We start from the raw sequence: 22,948 nt of genomic DNA on the forward strand, positions 1-22,948 counted from the left end.
GAGCGTCAGGCTTACAAGGACAAGGCCGTTATCAGCGGCCAGTCATCCGCTGGTGTTGCTGATGAAAGTGATTGCCAGCGGCAGGGTTGTGGTCGAGCTCGGTACGCAGTTCCGCGATCAAGTCGTTGATGGCCCGACAACCGGTGAGTTTATTGGCATCGATGTCGGTTTTGAGCAATGCCACGCGATCGGTTGCATGATCGTCGTAAATCTTGACCGTCATCTTGAGCTCAGGTGACAAGGTGCATTGCGAGCGCTTGGGCAGCAAGCTGCTTTCAATGATGTTTCGCATTTCGAGGGCAGATAGAAACATGGCGACTCTCTCCTGTTGAGGCGGCCAACTTATGTTCACGCCGGCGGTATTTTCGTCCGTTTTCTTCCCTGCGGACTGGGACTACGAATACCGTGCCGTTCGTTCGTTCTTTTTAGCGTTTTCAGTCAACGAGTTCGCCAGGCGAACTCTTGAATCATCCCGCAAGAAGCATGCCTGTATCGAAGACCTTGCGGATTGATCTGAATCAAGCGCTTAGCTTCGTCCCGCGCCGGAGAACTCGTGCAAAATGCAAGGAAACGCTACTTTTTCCATGCAAACTGCAATCGCTTTTATCCTGTTCGCAACTTAGAGTAGCCCCTAATACGAAGACGCAAGTGGGCATCCGTCGCCTGCTTCAAAAAAAGTGTGACGTAGCGTAAAAAACTCAAAACGCGCCCACTGCCGCCCGCTCGGCCACGTGGCGCAAGCTGTCGAAATTGATATTGGCACCGGAATCGATCGCCACCAGCGTCTGGCCTCGCGCCCCCGTGTCGGCCACGTACTGCTTGATGCCTGCCACCGCCAGTGCGCCCGACGGCTCAGTGATGGAGCGGGTATCGTCATAGATATCCTTGATCGCGGCGCACAGTTGATCGTTGCTCACGGTCATCACCTCATCGACACAGAAACGGCAGATATCGAGGCCATGGGCGCCGATCTGCGCCACGGCCACGCCATCGGCGAAGGTTCCCACCTCAGGCAAGGTCACTCGCTCACCGGCTGCCAGCGCCGCCTGGAGACAGGCCGAGTGCTGCGACTCGACGCCGATGATGCGTACTTCCGGGCGCAGGTACTTGACGTAGGCTGCGATCCCGGCAATCAGCCCACCGCCACCGACCGGGACAAAAATCGCATCCAGCTGGCCGGGGTGCTGGCGCAGGATTTCCATGGCGACGGTGCCCTGCCCGGCGATCACGTCCGGGTCATCGAAAGGCGAGACGAACTCCCGTCCGCTCTGCTCGGCCAGGTCCAGCGCGTGCGCCAGGGCAAACGGAAAGCTTTCCCCGTGCAGAATCGCTTCGGCGCCTCGGTTGCGCACGCCCAGCACCTTCAATTGTGGAGTGGTCACAGGCATGACGATGCTGGCCGAAATACCCAACTCCCGTGCCGCCAGCGCGACACCCTGGGCATGATTGCCGGCGGACGCGGTGATGACGCCACGGGCGCGCTGCTCCGGGGTCAGTTGCACGAGTTTGTTGTAGGCACCGCGGATCTTGAAGGAAAAGGTCGGTTGCAGGTCTTCGCGCTTGAGCAGGATCCGGTTACCCAAGGCCTCGGACAATGCGGGAGCCGCTTGCAGCGGCGTGCGCACCGCCAGCTCATAGACCGGCGCGGCGAGAATCTTCTTAACATAGTGCTCGAGCAGGGTTTGCTCGGTGCGGGTAACGGTCATGGCGATCTCCTGGTTCAGGCGGAGCCCAGGAGACAGAAAGAAAAAACCCGCCTCCAGGGCGGGTTGGGTGCAGCCGACAGCTAACCCGCCAAATAAGGAATGGCGGTAATAATGCTTGGCTGGCTGCGCAGTACGAGTGAGTTCATGCCTGGAAATTAGCGGTGCGTTGGCGGCAAGTCAATGGGCAATATCAAGTGCCAGCCGATATTCGCTGCATTGACCTCAAGTGAACAACATTCCCTGCGGGAGCGAGCTTGCTCGCGATTGCGGAGTATCAGTCGGCATCAATGCCAGCTGACCCATAGCAATCGCGAGCGAGCTCGTTCCCACGGTTTTCTCCAACTATTTGAGGCCGACTTTGTACAACGCCCCGTCGTCCTCATCCGTCAACACATAGAGATACCCATCCGGGCCCTGGCGAACATCACGGATTCGCGCCTTGAGCTCACCCAACAGGCGCTCTTCATGGACGATCTTGTCGTCTTGCAATTGCAGGCGGATCAGTTCCCCTGGCACCAAGGCGCCGATGAACACATTGTGTTGCCAGGCCTTGAAGCGCCCATGGTCGTAGAACGCCATGCCACTGAGCCCCGGTGAGACCTGCCAGACGTGGTGAGGGTCAAGGCCACCCTCGACGGTCTTGCCCTGGGCTTCGGGGATCGGAGCGCCGGAGTAGTTGATGCCATGGGTCGCCAATGGCCAGCCGTAGTTCTTGCCGCGCTCGATGATGTTCATCTCATCACCGCCCTTGGGCCCGTGTTCGTTCTCCCACAACGTGCCATTCCAAGGGTTCAGGGCCGCCCCCTGGGGGTTGCGCATGCCGTAGGACCATATCTCGGGACGGACGTTTTTCTGGCCGACGAAGGGGTTGTCGTCGGGCACCTTACCGTCGGGGTAGATGCGCACGATCTTGCCTTGCAGCTTGTCCAGATCCTGGGCGGTGGGCCGCTCGTTGTTTTCCCCCAAGGTAATGAACAGATAACCGTCGCGGTCGAAGACCAGGCGCGAGCCAAAGTGGTTGCCCGTGGACAACTTGGGCTGCTGACGGAAGATCACGTCGAAATTCTTCAGGCTCTTGAGATCTTCGGACAGTTGCCCGCGCCCCACGGCGGTGCCGGCCTTGCCATCTGCGCCCGCCTCGGCATAAGACAGGTAGACGGTACGATCCTGCTTGAAATCGGGCGACAGCACCACGTCCAGCAGACCGCCCTGGCCCTTGGCCCACACTTCAGGCACGCCACTCAAGGGGGCGGACAATTGGCCATCGGCGCTGACCACCCGCAGGTTACCCGGTCGCTCCGTCACCAGCATGCCCTGCTGGCCAGGCAAGAATGCGACAGACCAAGGGTGCTCCAGCCCCTTGACCACGGTGGTCACTTCCAGCGTGCCCTCCTCGCTCTTGAATGACTGGGTTGGCGCGGCATTGGCCGGGGTGGCAAGGGCCAGGACAGCGCTGGCGCAGAATGCGGCCAGGAGTGTTTTACGCAACATGCACATTTCCTTCTGCGGTGTTGAAAGAGAACAACGGGCGCCAGCGCCTAGCGGTTGCCATTCTGGCTGTTGCGCGGTGGCGCAGGAGACTCGATGGTCGGTCGCGGCGAACCCGACGGCGGGCCGGAACGCGGGTAGCCGTTGCCGATGCCGCCGTTTTCCAGGGTCGGTGGCCGTGGTACCGGCACTGTCGGGTTGTTATGTATCGTCGGCACGTTGGGCCGGGTGCCCTGCATGCTGTTGGGATTGGCCCGTCGGGTCGGGCTGTTATAGGGATTGTTGTTGCCCGGCAGGTTTTGGGCCAGGACCGTTGCGCCTGCGCTGGGCGTGGCGGCCTGAGCAGCGGCAGTCAGTAATAGCGTCATGATGACGAGCATCAGCCTGTTCATTGGGACACCTCTGGGGTTCAGGCATATCGAAAGCACGCTACGCCGCAGGTTCGCCCTTGTTAAGCGAAATATCCCGGTGAAGATGTAACGAAGCGTCTCCGAGGACAGGTGGGAGCAAGCTCGCTCGCCCTACAATGGAAACTTTTCCCAAGGCGCGAAGGTCACCAGAAAGACATCCACCGGCAAGGACAACACCACCATGGCACGGGCAATCTGGAAAGGCGCAATCAGCTTCGGACTGGTCCACATTCCTGTCGCGCTGGTGTCGGCCACCTCGTCCCAGGGGGTGGATTTTGACTGGTTGGACAAACGCAGCATGGATCCGGTGGGCTACAAGCGGGTCAACAAGACCACGGGCAAGGAAGTGACCAAGGATGACATCGTCAAAGGCGTCCAGTACCAGAAAGGCCAGTACGTGCTGCTCAGCGAGGAGGAAATCCGTTCCGCCCACCCCAAGTCCACCCAGACCATCGATATCTTTGCCTTTGTCGACAGCGAGAAGATCCCGTTGCAAAACATCGACACACCCTACTTTCTCGCCCCCGACAAACGCGGTGGCAAAGTCTATGCCCTGCTGCGCGAAACCCTGGTCAAGACCCACAAGGTCGCCCTGGCCCATGTCGTGCTGCATACCCGCCAGCACCTGGCGGCGCTCATGCCCCTTGAATCGGCGCTGGTACTGGTGATGCTGCGCTGGCCTGCGGAGGTACGCGACCTTGATGTCCTCGAGTTGGGCGACGAAGTGACGAACCCAACCCTGGCCAAGGGCGAGCTGGAAATGGCCAAACGTCTCGTGGAAGACATGAGCGCCGACTGGGAACCGCAAGAATACCGGGACAGTTTCGAAGACAAAATCATGGAACTGGTGGAGAAAAAGGCCAACGAAGGCCGCCTCGAAGCGGTGGAAACCGACCCGGGCGAAGAACAACGCAAGACCGCCGATGTTATCGACCTTACCGAGTTGCTCAAGCGCAGCCTGGGCAGCAAGGGCAAGGCCACCGACAAATCCGCCGGGAAGCCCCCTGCAAAACCTGCGAAAGCCCGCAAATCCGCTCCTGCCAAAAAAGCCACCAAGGCCTCCCGGGGGTAAACCCTGGCGTGCGCAATACAAGGGAATCTGTCATGGCCAACGCCGAGAGTGAATCTGCTCGTTTGTCCAACGCCAAGCCGGACGCTAAGACAGCCCGAAAGGCGCCTCAAAACCGCCTGCCCGAGCGCCTGTCGCCGCAATTGGCCACGCCCGTGGAAGAACCGCCCACCGGCGAATGGCGCTATGAAGTCCAATTCCACGGTTATCGACTGCTGGCCCGCATCGAACAGGGTGAAGTCCGCTTGTTCAATCGCAATCACCAGGACTGGACCGAGCGGCTGAAGCTGCATGCCGACGCCCTGGCCGGGTTGAACCTGGGGGACAGTTGGCTCGACGGCGAACTGGTTCTGCTCGATGAGACCGGCCGCTCCGATTTCGCGGCCCTGCGCCAGGCCTTCGACATCAGCCGCACCGTCGACATGCTGTATTTCCTGTTCGATGCGCCGTTCCTCAATGGCGTCGACCTGCGCCAGGCTCCGGTGGAGGAACGCCGTGCGGCCCTGAAAAAAGCCCTTGGCAACAACGCCAGCAAGCGCCTGCGCTTTTCCGAGTCGTTTTCGGCCAGCCCGCACGACATGTTCGAAAGCGCTATCGCGCTTTCATTGAACAGCGTGGTCGGCAAGCGCCTGGGCAGCCCATATAGGTCCCGGCGAAGCGCCGATTGGGTAAAACTCAAGTGCCGGTTGCGCCAAGCCTTCGTCATCGTCGGGTTCACCCGCCCCCAAGGCAGGCGCAGCGGTTTCGGCGCGCTGTTGCTGGCGGTCAACGGGCCGTCGGGGCTGGTGTACGCCGGTCGGGTCGGCACGGGATTCAGCCAGACGCAAATCAAACAATTGCATACGCAACTGTGCGCGCAGCAACGCGAGACTTCGCCACTGGCGTTGCCACTCAACGGTGTGCAGGGACGCGGCGTGCAATGGGTCGAGCCTGGCTTGACCTGCGAGGTAGAGTTCATTGAATGGACTGGCGACAACCAAGTGCGGCAGGCCATTTTCCTGGGTTTTTCGACCGAGACACCGGCCAACAAGGTTGTTCGTGAGCAGCCGCTGCCGATAAAATCCACGACAGCAAAAACCCAGCGTCGCAGCAACGCCCGCGCGGCCAAAGTCGACGGTGTGACGATCACCCACCCCGATCGGGTCATCGACAGTGTCAGCGGTGTGCAAAAGGCCGAGCTGGCGCAGTATTACCTGGACATCGCCCCGTGGATCCTGCCGCACCTCAAGCAGCGGCCGGTCGCGCTGCTGCGGGCACCGGACGGTATCGGCGAAGAGCAGTTCTTCCAAAAACACGCCGATCGCCTGGACATTCCCCATATCAAACAGCTGGATCCGCGACTGGACCCGGGCCATGCAGCGCTGATGGAAATCGATGACATCCACGCCCTGGTCAGCGCGGCGCAGATGGGCACGGTGGAACTGCACACCTGGACCGCGACCCACGATCGGATCGAGACACCCGACCTGTTTGTCCTGGACCTGGATCCAGACCCTTCGCTGCCCTGGAGCGCCATGATCGAGGCGACCCACATGACCTTGGCGGTGCTCGACGAGTTGGGTTTGCAAGCTTTTCTCAAGACCAGCGGTGGCAAAGGCATGCACGTGATCGTGCCCTTGGCGAGAAGTGAAGGCTGGGACACCACCAAGGCATTCGCCAAGGCCATCTCGCAGTTCCTGACCCGGCAAATGCCAGAGCGCATCACGGCCACCATGGGACCGAAGAACCGCGTCGGAAAAATATTCGTCGACTACCTGCGCAACGCCCGCGGCGCCAGCACGGTGGCCGCCTACTCAGTGCGCGCCAGGCCAGGCCTGCCGGTCTCGGTGCCAATCGCCCGGGCCGAACTGCCGACCCTGCGCAACGCACAGCAATGGGACATCTATACCGCTCTGGAACGGGCCAAGGGCTTGGGCGCCGATCCTTGGGAAGGCTACCACCACCGTCAGCGGATCACCGCCAGGATGTGGGAACAGCTGGATGCGCAAAAGCCCGAGGCATGAAGGTAAATCCAGCGTTCAAATCCAGATAAAGATCACCAGCAGGCCGCCAAAGAACGCCCACTTCTGCAGGTAATACAGCGTGCGGTTACGTTTTTTCAGAGCCTTGCCCTGTAACCGTATCTTGTAGAGCCTGGAAAACGCCCGGTTCAAGGCGCCCGTCCTGTCGCCCGCGTCGTTGGGCGCACCGGCTGCTGCCATCACGGTGCGGCTGAACCAGCGGTTGAACGCGCTAGCCCAGCGAAACTTCATGGGCCGCTCCACGTCGCAGAACAAGATGATGCGATTATGGTCGGTGGTGTTCTGGGCGTAATGAATGAACGTTTCGTCGAAGATCACCGCCTCGCCATCGCGCCAATGATAGGGCTCGCCATCGACATTGATGTAGCAGCCAGCATCGTTGGGCGTTTCCAGGCCCAGGTGATACCGATAGGAGCCGGCATAGGGGTCGCGGTGCCGGACCAGCTTCGAACCCGGTGGCAACTCGGCGAACATTGCCGCCTTGATCGAACCGATGCTCTGTACCAGCTCGGTAGTACGGGGGCATAGCTTCATGGCCGAAGGATGGCTGTCGCCGTACCACTTCAGGTAGAAACGCTTCCAACCGGTCTTGAAGAACGAGTTGAAGCCCACATCGTCGTATTGATCGGAACGCTTGATCTCCCCCGCGTGCAGCAGGCCCAGGCCTTCGGCCCGGATCTCTTGCCAATGGGCCTGCAACGGGCTCAGGTCCGGGAACTGCGCCGGACTCAGGAACGGCCTGTTGGGCAGTTTCGAGCACAAGTAAAGCAGGCAATTGATCGGCGCGAGAAACGACGAATGATCGCTCAGTTGGCGTCCGAACTTATGCCGCACCCGACCGCGCAGGTGAACGTAGCCAATGGAGAAGATGTAGAGTGCGACAATGATGAGCTTCACGAAAAACCGTCACAATGCTGGAGTGAACAGATCGTTTCCCCGGGGCCAGCCAAACGGCAAGGCAGTGGCACAGGGTGAAATGGCATTCTAGCCACAGTTTGTAACCAAAAGTTATCCTTCAATTGTGAAAAACTGTCTTGCCCGGGCAATACCCTATCGTTTATGCGGCCAGACCAGTACAATCGCCGCCAACTATTACGCGTCCCCTTTGGTCGATACCGCAAACGCGGCTTCGACGCACGTCTACCGGGCCAGGCGCTCCGTATTGCTGCTGTCCTCTTATGCCGGATGGACCCTTGCGCTTGCGACCGCGACGCCTTTGCGCGGTCGGGACGTGCGCAAACAGGTACTGAACAGGTACTGCCGCACCCTTAGCTACTCTGAATGTTCCGCAGGATAAACCTTTGATCTCTACAGCTAACATCACGATGCAGTTCGGCGCCAAGCCACTGTTCGAAAACGTCTCTGTCAAATTCGGCGCGGGTAACCGCTACGGTCTGATTGGCGCCAACGGTTGCGGCAAGTCGACCTTCATGAAAATCCTCGGCGGCGACCTCGAGCCGTCCGGCGGCCAGGTCATGCTCGAGCCGAATGTGCGCCTGGGTAAACTGCGCCAGGACCAGTTCGCCTACGAAGAATTCACCGTGATCGACACCGTGATCATGGGTCACGAAGAGCTGTGGAAGGTCAAGGCCGAACGCGATCGCATTTATTCGCTGCCGGAAATGACCGAAGAAGACGGCATGGCCGTGGCCGAACTGGAAACCGAATTTGCCGAGATGGACGGCTACACCGCCGAATCCCGTGCCGGTGAACTGCTGTTGGGCCTGGGGATTGGCATCGAACAGCATTTCGGCCCGATGAGCGAAGTGTCGCCAGGCTGGAAGCTGCGTGTGTTGCTGGCCCAGGCGCTGTTCTCCGACCCGGAAGTGCTGCTGCTCGACGAACCGACCAACCACCTGGACATCAACACCATCCGCTGGCTGGAAAACGTGCTGACCCAGCGTTCGAGCCTGATGATCATCATCTCCCACGACCGTCACTTCCTGAACAGTGTCTGCACCCACATGGCGGACCTGGACTACGGCGAGCTGCGCCTGTTCCCGGGCAACTACGACGAGTACATGACCGTGGCGACCCAGTCCCGCGAGCAACTGTTGTCGGACAACGCCAAGAAGAAAGCCCAGATTTCCGAGCTGCAGTCGTTCGTCAGCCGTTTCTCGGCCAACGCCTCGAAAGCCAAGCAGGCCACCTCCCGTGCCAAGCAGATCGACAAGATCCAGTTGGCCGAGGTCAAGCCATCGAGCCGCGTCAGCCCGTTCATTCGCTTCGAACAGACCAAGAAACTGCACCGTCAGGCGGTCATTGTCGAGCGCATGGCCAAAGGGTTTGACGGCAAGCCGCTGTTCAAGGATTTCAGCTTCACCGTCGAAGCCGGTGAACGCGTGGCGATCATTGGCCCGAACGGTATCGGCAAGACCACCTTGCTGCGCACCCTGGTCAATGAACTGGAACCCGATGCCGGTACCGTGAAATGGACCGACGCCGCGGAACTGGGCTACTACGCCCAGGACCATGCCCACGATTTCGAGGACGACGTCAACCTGTTCGACTGGATGGGCCAGTGGACCCAGGGCGGCGAACAACTGGTGCGTGGCACCTTGGGCCGCATGCTGTTTTCCAACGACGAGATCCTCAAGTCGGTCAAGGTCATTTCCGGTGGTGAGCAAGGCCGCATGCTGTTCGGCAAGCTGATCCTGCAAAAGCCGAACGTGCTGGTGATGGACGAACCGACCAACCACTTGGACATGGAATCGATCGAAGCGTTGAACCTGGCGCTGGAAAACTACCCGGGCACGCTGATCTTCGTCAGCCATGACCGGGAGTTCGTATCGTCCCTGGCCACCCGCATCATCGAGCTGAGCGCCGATGGCGTAGTCGACTTCAGCGGCACCTATGACGACTACCTGCGTAGCCAGGGTGTGGTGTTCTAAGGGCAGCTGCGAGTTGCAAGCTTCAAGCGGCAAGTAAAAAGCCCTGTCCACTGTGACAGGGCTTTTTGTATTTCAAGGCGCATATCCCGTGATGCCGTTCATGCAAGAAGAATGAGGAAATCCGACAAACACGTGCGCCATGAACACGCTGGGCTTTAACAGCACAGTGAAGGGATGGCGATGCACGGGTTAGGCTTATAAAGCCGTTCTAATATTATTCGCTCTCCATTTCTGGTCACTGTCCCCACTCTGCAGCACGCGCCTATAATTAGGGTCATTGTAATTAGGTGGTGCATCTCCAGGGTTCGGTGGCATGATTTCTAGTCCCGTTGATTTAGAATAACTCGGCGGATTAGAAGGAAGGGGAGCAGTAGGAGCGTATGGATTGCCAGACTCTACCGACGCTGAGGATACAGAAAGCCGGGGAGCAGTAGCAGCGTATGAATCGCCAGCCTTTCCCGACGCTGAGGATACAGAAGGCCGGGGAGCAGTAGCACCAGCGAATGGATCGTTAGTCGACGCATTGCCAGTTCCAGTGCGAGACCGTGGATGCGCAACGGGCATTCTATTCGGCGCTGGGGTCATCCTAAATGCCGCCACGCCTAAACCAATCGACGCCGCCGCCGTTACCGAAGCAATGGCGATAAACACAATGCGAGCCGTGTTGTCGTCGGTGAGAGCCGCACCAACACTTGTGGAGGCAGCTATAACGCCTAAAAGCAAGGCGCCCAACGCCGCGTTAACAACGAAGTGCCCCGTAGGGTCTACCTCATCGAGCGGCCTCTGGCTGTATGCATACCCATTGAGCCCCCCCTTGCCGAATGGACTCCAGCTGTCCGGGCTATTGAATCGCATGAGCACCGGGCTATACACCCGGTAACCCTTTCCCAGCATATATCCTCCGGTCTGAGCCTCCCTCAGTTCACCATTGAAACCCAGTTCGGTACTGATAGGTTGTTCGGCGCTACGATGGCCATAAGGACTGTAAGCAAGAGAATGGGTTGAGTTGGAGCTGACTTCATTCATTACACTGTTGGTGAAATTACCGGCCAGTAACAGCGTGTTGTCGCCCTGACGCTCTGCCAATAAATGGTCATCGCCGCGCATGAAGGTACTGCTCCGCTCCCCGTCCACAAGGTTGGCGATGTGATCGCCCTTGTAAAAATGTTGCTGGGAACCGCCACCGTCATCGTTATTGGATAACCGGTCCAGCGGATCATACTGGAAGTTACCCGTTTTACCCGATCCGGACTCACTCACACTGAGCAGCCGATTAAGCGCGTCATATTCCAGGACTCGGCCTTGCTCGTCTTGAATCAGGTTCCCGTTGGCATCATAGGAAAGCACCAGCTCGTCTGGATGCCCCGCATCCCCTGAGTTGGTGACTCGACTCAGTTGGGCAGGGTCTTGCGGATTTTCATAATGATATTCGGCCATGTTGTTTTTTCCATCGACCGTCTCTGTGATAACGATGATCAGATTATCCATCGCATCGAAGATAAAGGTTTGTCCCGAGAGCCTGTTGCCATACGGATCAATTGGCGGTTGGCTGCCCGCACAGGTATACGTCTCCAGGCGTCCACGAAGATCATAGGCATAGGTTTCGTCACGCAGCGTCTGGGGGCCTTCGGTCAAGGTGCGTCGCACGAGACAGTCAAACTCGTCGTATACCTGATCCAATACCTGGATAACACCATCAAGGTCGAACGTACGCTTTGTTTCACGATGAAACTCATCGTATTCAAGGCTGATACCAAGGGTTCTCGCCGGTGCGCCGTCGACGATGTCCTGCGTGGTGATGGTAGCGACACGCCCCAAGGCGTCGTAAGTGAAGGCCGACGAAGTCGTTCCCAAGGATGTACGCTCCAATCGACCTTTAGGGTCATATTCATACTGCTGTATTTGATCGAGCACATCGGTATAGCTGAGCAAACGACTGCGAAAACTATACTCGTAGGCCATCGCGAAAGTTTGCCCATCCGCTTCAACGGTTTCACTCTTGGGCTCGCCAAAACTGAAATAAGTACGTGCCAGTGTCCGCCCGCCCACGCTGGCCTTCATCAATCGCGCGTTGGCCGGGTCATACTCGTAGTTACAGATGTCCCCACCTGAAAGTTGGCGACGCAGAGGTTCGTCACTCAACTGTGGCATGTACTGGTATTCGACCGTTTGACCACTGGCGGGGGTCACGGTCTTAGGTCGGGTCTGCTGCGGATCGTATTCATAGCGTTGCAAACGCCCTCCGGTGACCGACTCGGTCATGCGGCCCAGCCCGTCGAACGTTTGCGTTCCCAGTTCCTGTCCATCCACGCTGATGCGTGTAGGCCAATCTTCAGCGCTGTGCTCGGCATATTCGCGCACAATCCTGGCACCTTGAGGCAAGATGGTTTGCGTCATACGGTCGAAAGCATCATAGCTGTACTCGGTAACGCGCAACGGAGTCCTGAGGCCCAACTCTTCCTTCACCGACCGTCCCAACCCGTCATAACTATACTTTTGCCGACTGATTACGCTTTCATCCAAGGCCAGACGCTCTGTCTGGACAGGCTTTTCAAACAGGTTGAGACGCGTTTCAGTGATCCCGCTGAAGTGGACCTTCGTCAAATCCTGCTCCCAGCTTCGTTCAATCGGGCCTGACCAGTTTCGATCGCCAATCGGGTTGACTTGCTTATAGCGCTCCACCCCGTCCGGGCCGATCTCGCAGAAGGGCTGATTCCAGTCGTCGAACAGAAACCGTGTCTTGAAGGCTTTCTCCTGCGCTCCCCACCAATCGTATTCGGTCTGCTCGATCAGGTTCCCGAAAACATCGTACTGGGCGGCATAGGTCTGGCGCATTGCCGGTTGGCTGCTGTCGGCATCGTTGCGCTCTTCGTAAACCGCCCTGTTAAGCCCATCGAATGCCGTCACGGTCTTCACGCCCTTGACGTCGAACAACCATTGCTCGGCCCGTTGCCCAATGCTGGCGGAGAGATAATATTCATAATTGCGCGTTGCCTTGTAGCGTGGGTCGTTCGGTGCCACGGTTTCACTGGTGACCCGATTCAGCACATCGTAAGTGCGGCGTATCTCTACGTCATTGTCGTCGCGCTCAAGCAGCGACTCGCCGTTGAGTAGCGAGCTTTCCAATGTAATGATTTTGTGCACCTGATCGAAGTCTGTCGTCAGCGTTTCCACTGTTTGCAGAACCGTCCCGTCGGCCAGGGTGCCCATCGTCACCCCGTACGTGTAGGCGGTTTTCGTTGCTTTTTCATTCAAGGCAACCGACTGGTGCTTCAGGCGTCCATGCACCACATGCGCCTGCGCGTCGTCCTTGTCGTGGTAGTACTCATAGGCCGTGCTACGTAATTCCATGACGGCGCCGGGAGCCGTTCGCGTGAGCGTTTCACGTTCGAGCGCCAGCCACGACGAACGTCCGCTGCCGTCCAGCGATGGATACAGCTCGTAGCGATAATCGGTCCGCAGGGTCGGCGCACCGGCCACATAGCCAGGAGCGGGCGTCTGGGTTTGACTTTTGAGATTGCGCACGAAGCCATCGGGGTCTTTCGGGCAGCCATCTTCTCCGTCCTTATCGTAGTAAAAACTGGTTTCGACAACACCTGTGGGATGGGTCTGGACCAACAGATTGCCGTAGCTGTCATAGGTGCTACTGGACTTTTCGCTACGTAATTGGCTACCCAACCGCCAGCGGTTGGTGACTTCGTGAGGGAGTTGAAACCAGTCTGGTTGGCCATCGAACCCACCGGGGATCTGACCATACACAGTCTCGACCTCCTGCTGTGCCGTGTTGCGCGTCGTGGTCTCCAGGGTGAGCAAGTGAAACTGGTTGAAGGTACGTTTGATACGCTGGACCTCCACCCCGCCATCCATCAGATGCTCGGTGCAACCGTAGGCGTAATGGCTGCCAGTGAACTGATAGAGGTTATCCAACCCGTCATCGTTCCAACTCAGCACCAGATTGCGACCCAGGAAATTATTGGTCTCCAGGTAGGTCGAACCGTCGGTGAAACTGTAATGCGTTTCTACCATGGGCTGTCCGCTGCCAGGGAACACCCGGTGTTCTTTCACCCGGGGTATGGGCTGACGACCACTGCCGGTGGGAAACTCATGGCCCTGCGCGTCATAGACCACTTCTTCCCGCCCGCCCAGTGGCGTTTCCACCGACACGATGCAGGTGTATTCGCCCACTGGCCTGTAATTCAGACGCCAGGCAACGTTCCGACCCGCTTCGCTCGGCAAAGTAATGACTTTGACGTACTTCTCGGTGCCGGAATCCAGCGTCATCGAATAGCGCGCCAACGGCGTGCCGTTGGCGCCGGCAGTGGGGTGCAGGTCCAGGATGACGCTGCCCTCCTGACGGTCTACCTTCAGCAAATCGCCGCGCTCATCGCTGATGCTCGCAAGCCGGAAATCATGGGCACCGAAGGGCAAGTGCCCCAGCGTCACCGCATGACCTTCCGGCGCGATCATCCGGACAGGCAAGGCAACCGCATCGTCTCCCCGGCCATGGACCCTGAGTTCTTCGACCAGACCGGACTTATGCACCAGTCGGTAGAGTTGATCGTCGTCTTTATCACGGTAAAAACGGAAGGTGTTGAGCTTTTTCTCTTTCATCAGAAGCTCGACCAGAAGCCCTTCCTCCCGTTGCGCCGTAACCTTGTAACGCTCGCCGCTGTTCAAGGTCAGGATTTGCCGCTGAACCCGATATTGCGATTGCTGCACGTTCCAGCCAGTGCCGTAACCGCTGTCATGACGGTTCATGGGATTGAAGCCCATGGCCAGGGACAGCAGCGGACCGTTCAAGAAGTTGGGTTTGAATTCGGGGAAGTTGATGGAAAAAGTGTATTGATTGGTTCGAGGATCAACCCCGCCCGCTATGTAACTCATGAAATTGAAAGCGTTGGAATGTACCGCCGTGGAGTCGGTCATGATTGCCACCTCTGGAAAGAAACAAACTCAGAAAACCACGCGCCAATATTGAGTAACCTTGAGCTTCCCAACCGCTTGCTTTTAGATTTCACCGCCAAAAGTGAACGCTAGGCAGGCATGATTAACTTGCAGGCGTACCTGGCCATATATAAACACAGGACAGCTTCCCTTCGACATTCTCATTATTTTTGTTTTTCCCCTCTACAAACATCACTCCCGGCTTGAGAAGTTGCCCTGGTATCGCCGATGCCACTACACCCGGAAGTGAAATCAAGGATGTATTAGTGGGATCAATATAGGTCTTCACCATATAGTACCAGTCCCCCGTATAGCCCGGCCCCGTAACTCGGCAGTTCCTTTCCGAACCGAAGGCAATCCTCACGGCAGACTCCACATTGTCGAGGGTAAAAAAGCTGTACACATCATTATCGCAACCATGATATGCCATATCATAGTCCTTATATGCAGCGGGAATAGCAATAACGCATGTTTTACCAGGATCCTCTATACTCCCTTTTTGATATAGCTTAATACTTCCCTGAGCCAGAACGACAGTCATCGCCTGAACGGCAACAATCAGCAAGCCGGCGCCTATTTTCGTAAAAATGTTCATTGTCAGTCACCTGCAAAGGTTCGACCAATCATGGATGAAGGGGAAAGATCATAAAGCCGTATTATCCAGATAATTACGATGATAATAGGTTCCCTTGGGCTTGAATGAAATTCTCTGTTTGTGAAGATTGCCGTTCTTGTCTCGCAAGGCAACCTTCAAATCTTGATCCAACCGCGGACGCGGATGGGCGCGAGGCAAAATGTACGGAATGTTATCGTTTCGACACAGTAAAACAGCAAAGGTGAAGGGGTCATACCGAGTGGATTTGGCAACATCCAGAAGCTGGGGATCTTTTACAACATCAGGCATGAAATCATCGAAAGCCACCTTGTTTTTTAAATCATTATTTCCAGTAACATCTTCAAAGTAATAGCCCAGCCAACTAAACATAGTCTCCTCCAGCTTTTCGCTTTCCCAGCGAATGGAAGACACATTAATAAAATTCGGAGCACCCGGTTCTAATTGATCAGGAAGTAGCCATTCGAGCATGATAAAGTCCTGCCCCCTGCACTTGAGCGTCCACCAATCCTGGCTGTTAAGAATCATATCGAAGTCAGCGTTATCATTGCCAGGTTCGCCTCCGCTGCCACCGGCTATGCGCACCCGAGTGAGATCATATACAAACTCTGCAGGCTTCACGGACCTGACAGTGATTCGTTTACCGATGCCCTCTTCCCCCTCTTTCGCTGTATCGATCCACTCACCACCGCCATCGGCGCTGTCTTTCTGAAATCTGGCATGCAGCGTTGCGGTGGTATTGACGGGCGCAACGGAATGAAGATAGAAATCCTGCTCGACCAGAGAATCATTTGCTCGCAGAGCGTCGGCATTCGGTACTTGGCCGGGGTTAGATGGAATGGCCAGGTCGAAGTAAGGACTCAGGATTTTATGCACTTGCAATTCTTGTGACGCCCCCGGATCGACTCCCAGATCCTCCACCGGTATAAAAGGCAGCTCATTGTAATTTTTGTAGAGCAGGCGCATGCTTGCCAACTCCGTCAAACTCAGTTTGTAGTACTTGAGCTCTTCGTCTATTGGATCCCACACACCATTGGTCTGGGTGCTGACTTGAACATGAAGTTGCTGGTAACCATTGGCCAGCACATTACCTTGCGTATCCAGCTCCGGCCCACCCACCACTTTGATCGTGAACAGGGCCAGGGGGACTTCCCAAGTCGGATCCGGGTCCTGCTGTTTTTCGCCAATCACGCTGTAGCCCCGGAAAAACACCACGCCGTTACGTACGACTTCGCACAACACCACGCTTGTCTGCTCCACCCCTTGCGGTGGGGCGGTGTAAAGCCCTTCGTCCACGCTGCCGACACCACTGACCACTCGCCACCGCCGCGGCACCTGCGGCATCAGAGAAACATCGTGGTTCAATTGCACCGTATTGGCGGCGTTGAGACGCTCCACCACAGCCGGCTCGACGCTTAAAAACGACTGGGCATTGTCCAGCACCAGGGTAGATTGCGTTGTTTTGACGTTAGCACCGAGCGTCTCGCACAGCACCTTCTGAATCGAGAAGCTCTTGAGCTCAGCCTCGGCGCTGGCCACGAACCGCCACTGCGTGTCGGCAACCCTGGTCAGGCTGCCTTGTAGCGGCGCAAGCAGGCTGCATCGGGCTTCCTGCCCCATCGCGGTCGCGTTCAGTGTAACTTCGCCAGGTTCCTTCTTGAGCAAGTGGGTCACCAGTTTCGGCGCGATTTCCACCTTGCTGTAGTCCACCCTGAGCAAAGTCGAGGCGGTGTAGGTTTTGCCGTTGTTTTCATAGGTAGCCGTCACCAGCACACGCAACGAGTGGTAGCCAATACGTTGCGACGACACCGCCCTATACAAGCCATTGTCTATGGTGCCGTGCCCGTCCTCGGAGTGACTTTGCAGGCTGACGGCTTTCCACGTTTTGGCCGTCAGCGTCCTGCCTTCCCAATCGAGTAGCTGGAATTGCTGTCGCCCCCCGGCCTCGATGACTGGGAACGCGGGCTCCAGGCGTATGCTGGTCTGTGCGGGGCTGATGCGACCAAACGACACCACGTCATGAGGTCTGTGTTGCGAGACTTCTTCGTAGAAATTCAGTCCGGGGAAAGATAGATGCGCCGGTAACTCCACGTCGTTATTGCTGGCATACCTCAGCATGTCCCGGGATAACACCCACAAGGCGGTGTATTTGCGATCACCACCAGGATTGGTGTCATCGGGCATCAAGTAAGGAAAGTCGACACCGAGTTCTTGCCCCGGGCCACTACCGGCCAGCAGTTCGATCAATGCGAGCACCACACCATCGCCTTCATTTGCCGCACCTCTGACCTTCGCTCCGGGTGCAGCCTGGGTCCGCAGGCGGAAACGCCTTGGGGCAAGCCCGTGGTAGCCCTTGAGGCCGATTCGTCCCAGCTGAAACACCGTCTGGTCCGACGACAATTTGTCAAACTGCTCTTTAAAATAGGCACCGAGGCGCTCTGCGTGCTCCCCGCCCAAGAGATCGCAGGTAAAGGTACTGGCCCCCTTCAAATCCATCGTGATACGGCCTTGCCGGTCGACTTCAGCCACCACCAAGAACAAGTTGACCTTCATCGTCAGGGTGAAACCCTGTTGTTCGGTGATGTAACCCGTGGACAATAGAGTGTCCGAAGCGCCCACTCGAGATTGCCACGTCTTGATTTCCCCGCCCACGATATTCATCGTCACCGTAGCGCTGGAGTCCGCTAAGGTCGCACTCTCGAAAGACACCTTCGGCGCACCGAGAACGATTGATTTAACCTCGACAGACTGACTCTCAGACGCGTTAATGACAGTGCGACCATTCAAATAGGGTAAGAAAGTGAACTCTTCATAACGCGTTACATATTGCTGTTCCAGAAGATAATTAATGCGAAGGCGGTCGCATATGAATAATGCATCCCAACCTCGGGTAGTCAGTCTACCCTGCATAAGCGCAAGAACTTCATTCAACGTAGCCATGATAAATCCTCTTCCAATAAAAGGATGGATTACAAACTCAACGCTCGAATGACCGCACCTGAATCGGCTAACGGTAATGGCACGATGGTGTAACCTTCAAATAGACCAAGCACGGGTTCAACCCATTTTGCGCCAATGACGACGCAAGGTTGTGCACTGGGTCCGCCTTCACGATACAACCCCGTATCGCTATCGATTTCTCCGGGACCGTCAAAGGGGAGGAACCACTCTGCCTCGATGGGAAAGTGGTTAATCGTGGCGCGTAACTGAAGTTCACCTTCGGCGGAAGATTCAAGATCGGGCTTTATAACCATTATCGTGTTTTTATGTTGTGCCACCACATAACTTGACCATGTATTGCCGCTGTCTTCATCAGTCACGTTGATTTCATCGAAAACAAAGGCGGCCTCACCCGTAATCTCGTCAGCGGCAATATAGTCGTATCCACCGGTGGCAGGATTGGGGACCAAATCTCCACTTTCACCCGGTACCCGATTCTTTATTTCCCATGTCAATGGTCCGCCACCGATGGAGCCCGCCAAAAACGAAATGCGATCCTGCGGGTTGCACACTTGAATAACGGGATTGACCACAAGACTTTCCCTGATCACCGTTACTACGACCACACTTCGCTCGTCACTGGCCTCATCATGGGCAATGACCAGTACCTGAAGAGGGGCTGCGCCCAGCGTATGGGCCGGCGGTGCCCGGTACTCCCCTTCTGGCGTCATCCTTCCAGGATCCAAAGCGCCCGGCGCCTCTATCGTGAAACTGACTCCGGGGGCGGCCGGCTCCACCTCGAACAAAACAATTTCCCCAGGCAATAACAGCGTTTTCGGCGCACGGATCGTGAACGAGGCGCTGGAGGAAAGAACCCGGCCAAAGTCGACATAATCCTGTGGGAGCGCCACGACTTCCGATTGCAACCGGTGGGCACCCGCCAGGTCTACATCCGCCAAAAACACTTGGGTACCGGTGGCCGTCAGGCATTCGGCGTACTGCTCGATCAACGCGGTTTTAACCGCATGCCCGATAAACGCCACGATCCGACCGCGCAGGAGTTGCGGTGTGTTATCCGGCAGGCCACTGATATACGTCACGTCCGGCGTCTGCGTGCGTGGCACAAATAACTCGGCACCCACTTCGTACGGCGCGAACTCATCAACCATCATCCGAAACACCTGCTCAAGGCTGAAGGTGAACGTCACCGTAAAAGAGGTCCATCCACCCGTGCTGCCCTGGAGCCGATAACGCAGTGGCACATCGGCCCTGGTTTGCCAGTGCTGAACGGCCCGAGTCAGTTCAAATTCGGCCGTCAGTGGCTGAGCTCCTTGCACCAGCGAGATACCAAAAGAGTCACAGCCAAAGTCGTAAAGATTGTCCTTATAATCGCGAGCCGTAATGGTCAACTCGCCCGAGGTGGCTTTCATGCCTATCACATGTCCATCGTCTTCCATCAGTTCGAAGTGATTGCTGCCAAACATGCTCAACAGTGCCCCGCCGAACGCGGCCCGATTGATCAGCCTGGACGAGAACAGCGCGGTGCTGGCGTAGTCCTTATCGGCGTCATTGGCGATCAGGTATCGGTATTCGCTCGGTTTGTAGCCGGGCCTGCCCATCGCCATGGTTTGATAAAACAGCAACGCCCCTTCGCCCGCGACCTCCCCGCTCGATTGAGTGCCCACATCAATGGACTTGATACACAGGAAAGGATTTTCCTGATCCGGGAACCTGGCCAACGGAAATACGGAACGTTCATTGGCCAAGGCTTCAAATTGCGCCTTGAAGAACTTGCCGCCAGCGACCTGTTCCTCCGGCACCGGCGAACTCGTCAGCCTGAGTTCTTCTGCCAGCGTCAGGTCCAGCACGACCTGCGCATCGCGCCCGGCTGCTGGCTCTTGGAAAGTAACCGGTTGCTCGTCTGTGACCAACTTATAAGCATTAAGTGGGCTAAAGAGAAAAACCGACTGGATAAGCTGTTGATCAATTTTTTTTTGCGTGATCACTTCTTGACCGCCGCTCACTTGCAGGGATGAACCCACGGCATTCGATACATACGACGTTGATGGAAAGGAAATCTCGGGATAACTCAATGAGCACCCGATCAAGTGATGGGTAAGCGGAGTATCCGGCACCTCGTAACTTCCGGTGATGCCATTCAGGCTTATGCCCTGGCTCAATCGGAGTGCATGGTCCTTTTGTAGCGCCTGGTTCACCGAATGACCCGACAAGGCAAACAATGCATCCCACTCGCGCATCTGGCTGGTGCCCTGCATCCAGCCTAACAGTTCGGTTACCGAATAACTGGCCATCGCTACTTTCCTCATTTAATAAATGGGTTGCAAGCAAGTCGTTATACAGATCAATAAACCAGGCCTGTCCCGCCCTCAATCGCGGCAACACTCAGCGGCACATCGGGAATATCGAGCAAGGGCAGCGCGAGCAGTAAATGACCTTCAAGAACACCTATAACCACCGAGTCCCAGGACGCTCTGATGAACACGAAAGCCTGCGGGGCCATTTCGTCAACCTTATAGACGCCTGGGGTTTCGCTGTGCCATGAGCCGGGGCCGTTGAAGTCAATACTCCACTCAACGTGTTCGGTAATATCCCTGTTATTGGCTATGGCTCTTAAAGCGACTTCTGTCAAACCTTTCAAGCTGCCAGGGGCTTGAATGGTTATCCCGGGATTTGTCTGTGTAACCACCATGTAAACCGACGCCGTATACCCTTTGTAAGTCGCCACGAGCTCATCCATCACATAGGTTTTCTCTTCGACGACTTCTTTATTTGAGACATAGGTGTAAACGCCATTATTGGATTCGATAGAACCGCTCTCCCCCGGAACCGGATTGTTGATGACCACCGTAGGCGCAGGGCTGTCCTCATCGTCCTTCAGATAGCCAAGCTTTAACGGTACACGCTCGTCTTTATCGCAAATCTGAATCAGTGGATTGATCGTCAAGCGCGAGCGGACTACCGTCACCAAGGCAGAACTGCTGAACTGGGTAACAGGGTCGGTTGCGGTGACCCGTACACGGGTGAAACGCCCCTGGACCTGGTGCACTGCCGGAGGTGTATAGACCCCTGTGTCTTCATCGATCGTACCTACGCCGACAGCGAGACGCCGCAAGTGCTCAACAGCCCATTTCAGGCCGGGTCTTTCAGGAAAAACCTCAAAAGCATAGTGCGGCGCGCCGGCGGCAATACGGGGTTCCGGCGTGGTGATGGCGAACGTTGTTTGAGCGGGATTGATGCGACCGAACAGGCCGACATCATAAGGGGACTGTAAATTGAGCATCTGAATGGTTTCGCCGTAGTTAAGCTCGAGATTTTCCGCAATAAATCCCATCACAGCGTGGCCCGTAGGGAACTGCTCTTTGATTGCACCCTCAATCATCCCCGACGCATCCATCGTCAACAACCGAAGTAAAACTTCAGCAGCCTGCACCATCGCCAGCCCTAGCAAAAAATACAGTATAAGCGATATACTCGTTGTTTGACCTTCCAGAATCAACTTACGCTTAACGGCATTTTCAAATCCGGAAAAATCATCGCCTGGCTCAGGGACTACATCGCTTTCAACATCAAATTTTATTCTTTTTAACGCGCCGCCGGCGGCATCATCAACCAATTGATAGGTCGCCGTGACGGTTAAGCCGTAACGCAAAGTATTGCCCGGATACAAATCTATGAGCGATTGAAGTGGATGATAATTAGTTTCTAAAACATTAATTTTAGCGTTAATAGTCCCGCTACACGGCCACTCGACGCTAATCTCTTGCCCCCGCAGCGCAACCTTCAGACTTCCACTGGCCGCCAGAAGAAATTCAGGATGAACAACCTCAAGATCCGCCCATATTGGCCCCCCCACCACGGGATTCATATCCAAACGATGATTAAATGTCCCACGAGGAACCGTAATACCCCCGCCTTTAGCTGTCGCAGTAACGTCTCCGCTATCATTATCAAAAACAAAATCAAAATCATCGCTATCAATCATTTCCCCCAGCGATCGTACCAACTCAGCAATAACTACTCGGCCTCGCCCTACCAATACAGTGGCAGAGTAATCTCTTCCGGCGTCATTCGGGATCAAGTAACGAAAACCACTGTTCGCACCAGGAAAGGCTCCCTCATGTCTACCCTCCATGCGCACGAAGGCAAGCATCGCTCCCTCGCCCTCCTGGGCACCCCGCTGCGTGCGCAAGCCGAAAGAACGCGGTTGCATCATGGGGTTGCTGCCCCGCTTAATCGTGCCCAGGGTCCAGACACGCTGTTCATCATCCAATCGATTAAACAAGTCCTTGAAAACTCTGCCGGCCAGCTCTTGTTCGGTCTGGGTTTCGGCAAACGTCAAGCGAAAGTTATCGCTTTTGCTCAGGTCCAGGCGGATATTCCCATTGTCGGCAATTTCTCCCGACACCTCGGGCAATAACAGGTCGAGGAATAAGCTCGGCCCGTCCAGCGGGTCATAATCCAAGATGCGCTTGGCATGCCACACCGTCACGTCTTTTTCGATGGAGACTTGACGACCGGCCACAACGGCCATCCGCAGATTGGCCTTCGAATTATCAAGACCGGTATCCTCGTAATGCAAACGAGGTACATCCATTACAAACTCTTGAATATATTCCCGAAAACTGCCACCAATGCCACCTGTTGCAATGGCTCCGGTAATGTACGGGATATAGCTGCCGTAACTGAACTTATCAATGTAGTTTTGAATCAGCAGCAGATTGGTTTTGTTGCGCTCCATGGCCACAATCGCATCCCATTTGCTCATGCGATCCTGATCCTTCATCCAGCTCAGAAGCTCTGCCAACGTATAGGTAGTTGCCATTGCCATACCCTCAAATGTCAAAA

General features: G+C 56.3%; 13 protein-coding genes. 3 read left to right on the forward strand and 10 right to left on the reverse strand.

Going from position 1 to position 22,948, the window contains the following annotated elements:
• Positions 1-31 precede the first annotated feature (31 nt).
• The 4 genes from BM300_RS07980 to BM300_RS07995 form a co-directional block, all read right to left on the reverse strand.
• Complete coding sequence (locus BM300_RS07980; RefSeq protein ID WP_063320921.1) at positions 32-313, reverse strand: DUF1652 domain-containing protein; 282 nt, start codon at positions 311-313, stop codon at positions 32-34.
• A gap of 385 nt (positions 314-698) precedes the next feature.
• Positions 699-1,706, reverse strand: coding sequence for a threonine ammonia-lyase, biosynthetic (gene ilvA / locus BM300_RS07985; protein WP_092142893.1), 1,008 nt, complete (start codon positions 1,704-1,706; stop codon positions 699-701).
• Between the two features lie 342 nt (positions 1,707-2,048).
• The gene (locus BM300_RS07990; protein WP_092142889.1) at positions 2,049-3,197 is read right to left on the reverse strand and encodes a PQQ-dependent sugar dehydrogenase; all 1,149 of its coding nucleotides are present in this window, start codon (positions 3,195-3,197) and stop codon (positions 2,049-2,051) included.
• Between the two features lie 47 nt (positions 3,198-3,244).
• The gene (locus BM300_RS07995; protein ID WP_063320919.1) at positions 3,245-3,586 is read right to left on the reverse strand and encodes a hypothetical protein; all 342 of its coding nucleotides are present in this window, start codon (positions 3,584-3,586) and stop codon (positions 3,245-3,247) included.
• A gap of 199 nt (positions 3,587-3,785) precedes the next feature.
• Here BM300_RS07995 and BM300_RS08000 point away from each other — a divergent pair, with 199 nt between their 5' ends.
• Both BM300_RS08000 and ligD read left to right on the forward strand, forming a co-directional pair.
• A complete protein-coding gene (locus tag BM300_RS08000; protein ID WP_092142883.1) occupies positions 3,786-4,676 on the forward strand; it encodes a non-homologous end joining protein Ku in 891 nt (296 codons plus the stop codon).
• 32 nt (positions 4,677-4,708) lie between these two features.
• Positions 4,709-6,676: a DNA ligase D gene (ligD, locus tag BM300_RS08005; RefSeq protein ID WP_092462485.1), complete on the forward strand. Its 1,968-nt coding sequence runs from the start codon at positions 4,709-4,711 to the stop codon at positions 6,674-6,676.
• 15 nt (positions 6,677-6,691) lie between these two features.
• Here the strand turns inward: ligD and lpxO are convergent, their stop codons facing one another.
• Positions 6,692-7,591, reverse strand: coding sequence for a lipid A hydroxylase LpxO (gene lpxO, locus BM300_RS08010; protein ID WP_092142877.1), 900 nt, complete (start codon positions 7,589-7,591; stop codon positions 6,692-6,694).
• Between the two features lie 404 nt (positions 7,592-7,995).
• Between lpxO and BM300_RS08015 the strand changes: the two genes are divergently transcribed.
• Positions 7,996-9,585, forward strand: a complete 1,590-nt coding sequence (locus BM300_RS08015) for an ABC-F family ATPase (protein ID WP_003181279.1) — start codon at positions 7,996-7,998, stop codon at positions 9,583-9,585.
• 195 nt (positions 9,586-9,780) lie between these two features.
• Here the strand turns inward: BM300_RS08015 and BM300_RS08020 are convergent, their stop codons facing one another.
• The 5 genes from BM300_RS08020 to BM300_RS08040 all read right to left on the reverse strand — a co-directional run bounded on the left by BM300_RS08020 (position 9,781) and on the right by BM300_RS08040 (position 22,925).
• Positions 9,781-14,511, reverse strand: a complete 4,731-nt coding sequence (locus tag BM300_RS08020; protein WP_092462487.1) for an RHS repeat domain-containing protein — start codon at positions 14,509-14,511, stop codon at positions 9,781-9,783.
• Between the two features lie 121 nt (positions 14,512-14,632).
• Positions 14,633-15,124, reverse strand: coding sequence for a hypothetical protein (locus BM300_RS08025; protein ID WP_063320914.1), 492 nt, complete (start codon positions 15,122-15,124; stop codon positions 14,633-14,635).
• Between the two features lie 48 nt (positions 15,125-15,172).
• The gene (locus BM300_RS08030; RefSeq protein WP_092462489.1) at positions 15,173-18,082 is read right to left on the reverse strand and encodes a hypothetical protein; all 2,910 of its coding nucleotides are present in this window, start codon (positions 18,080-18,082) and stop codon (positions 15,173-15,175) included.
• Positions 18,083-18,111: 29 nt separating this feature from the next.
• Positions 18,112-20,394: a hypothetical protein gene (locus tag BM300_RS08035; protein WP_092224047.1), complete on the reverse strand. Its 2,283-nt coding sequence runs from the start codon at positions 20,392-20,394 to the stop codon at positions 18,112-18,114.
• Positions 20,395-20,444: 50 nt separating this feature from the next.
• Positions 20,445-22,925: a hypothetical protein gene (locus BM300_RS08040; protein WP_256575806.1), complete on the reverse strand. Its 2,481-nt coding sequence runs from the start codon at positions 22,923-22,925 to the stop codon at positions 20,445-20,447.
• Positions 22,926-22,948 lie beyond the last annotated feature (23 nt).

This window comes from Pseudomonas sp. NFACC46-3 (genome assembly GCF_900114515.1).
In the GTDB taxonomy this organism is placed as follows: domain Bacteria; phylum Pseudomonadota; class Gammaproteobacteria; order Pseudomonadales; family Pseudomonadaceae; genus Aquipseudomonas; species Aquipseudomonas fluorescens_Q.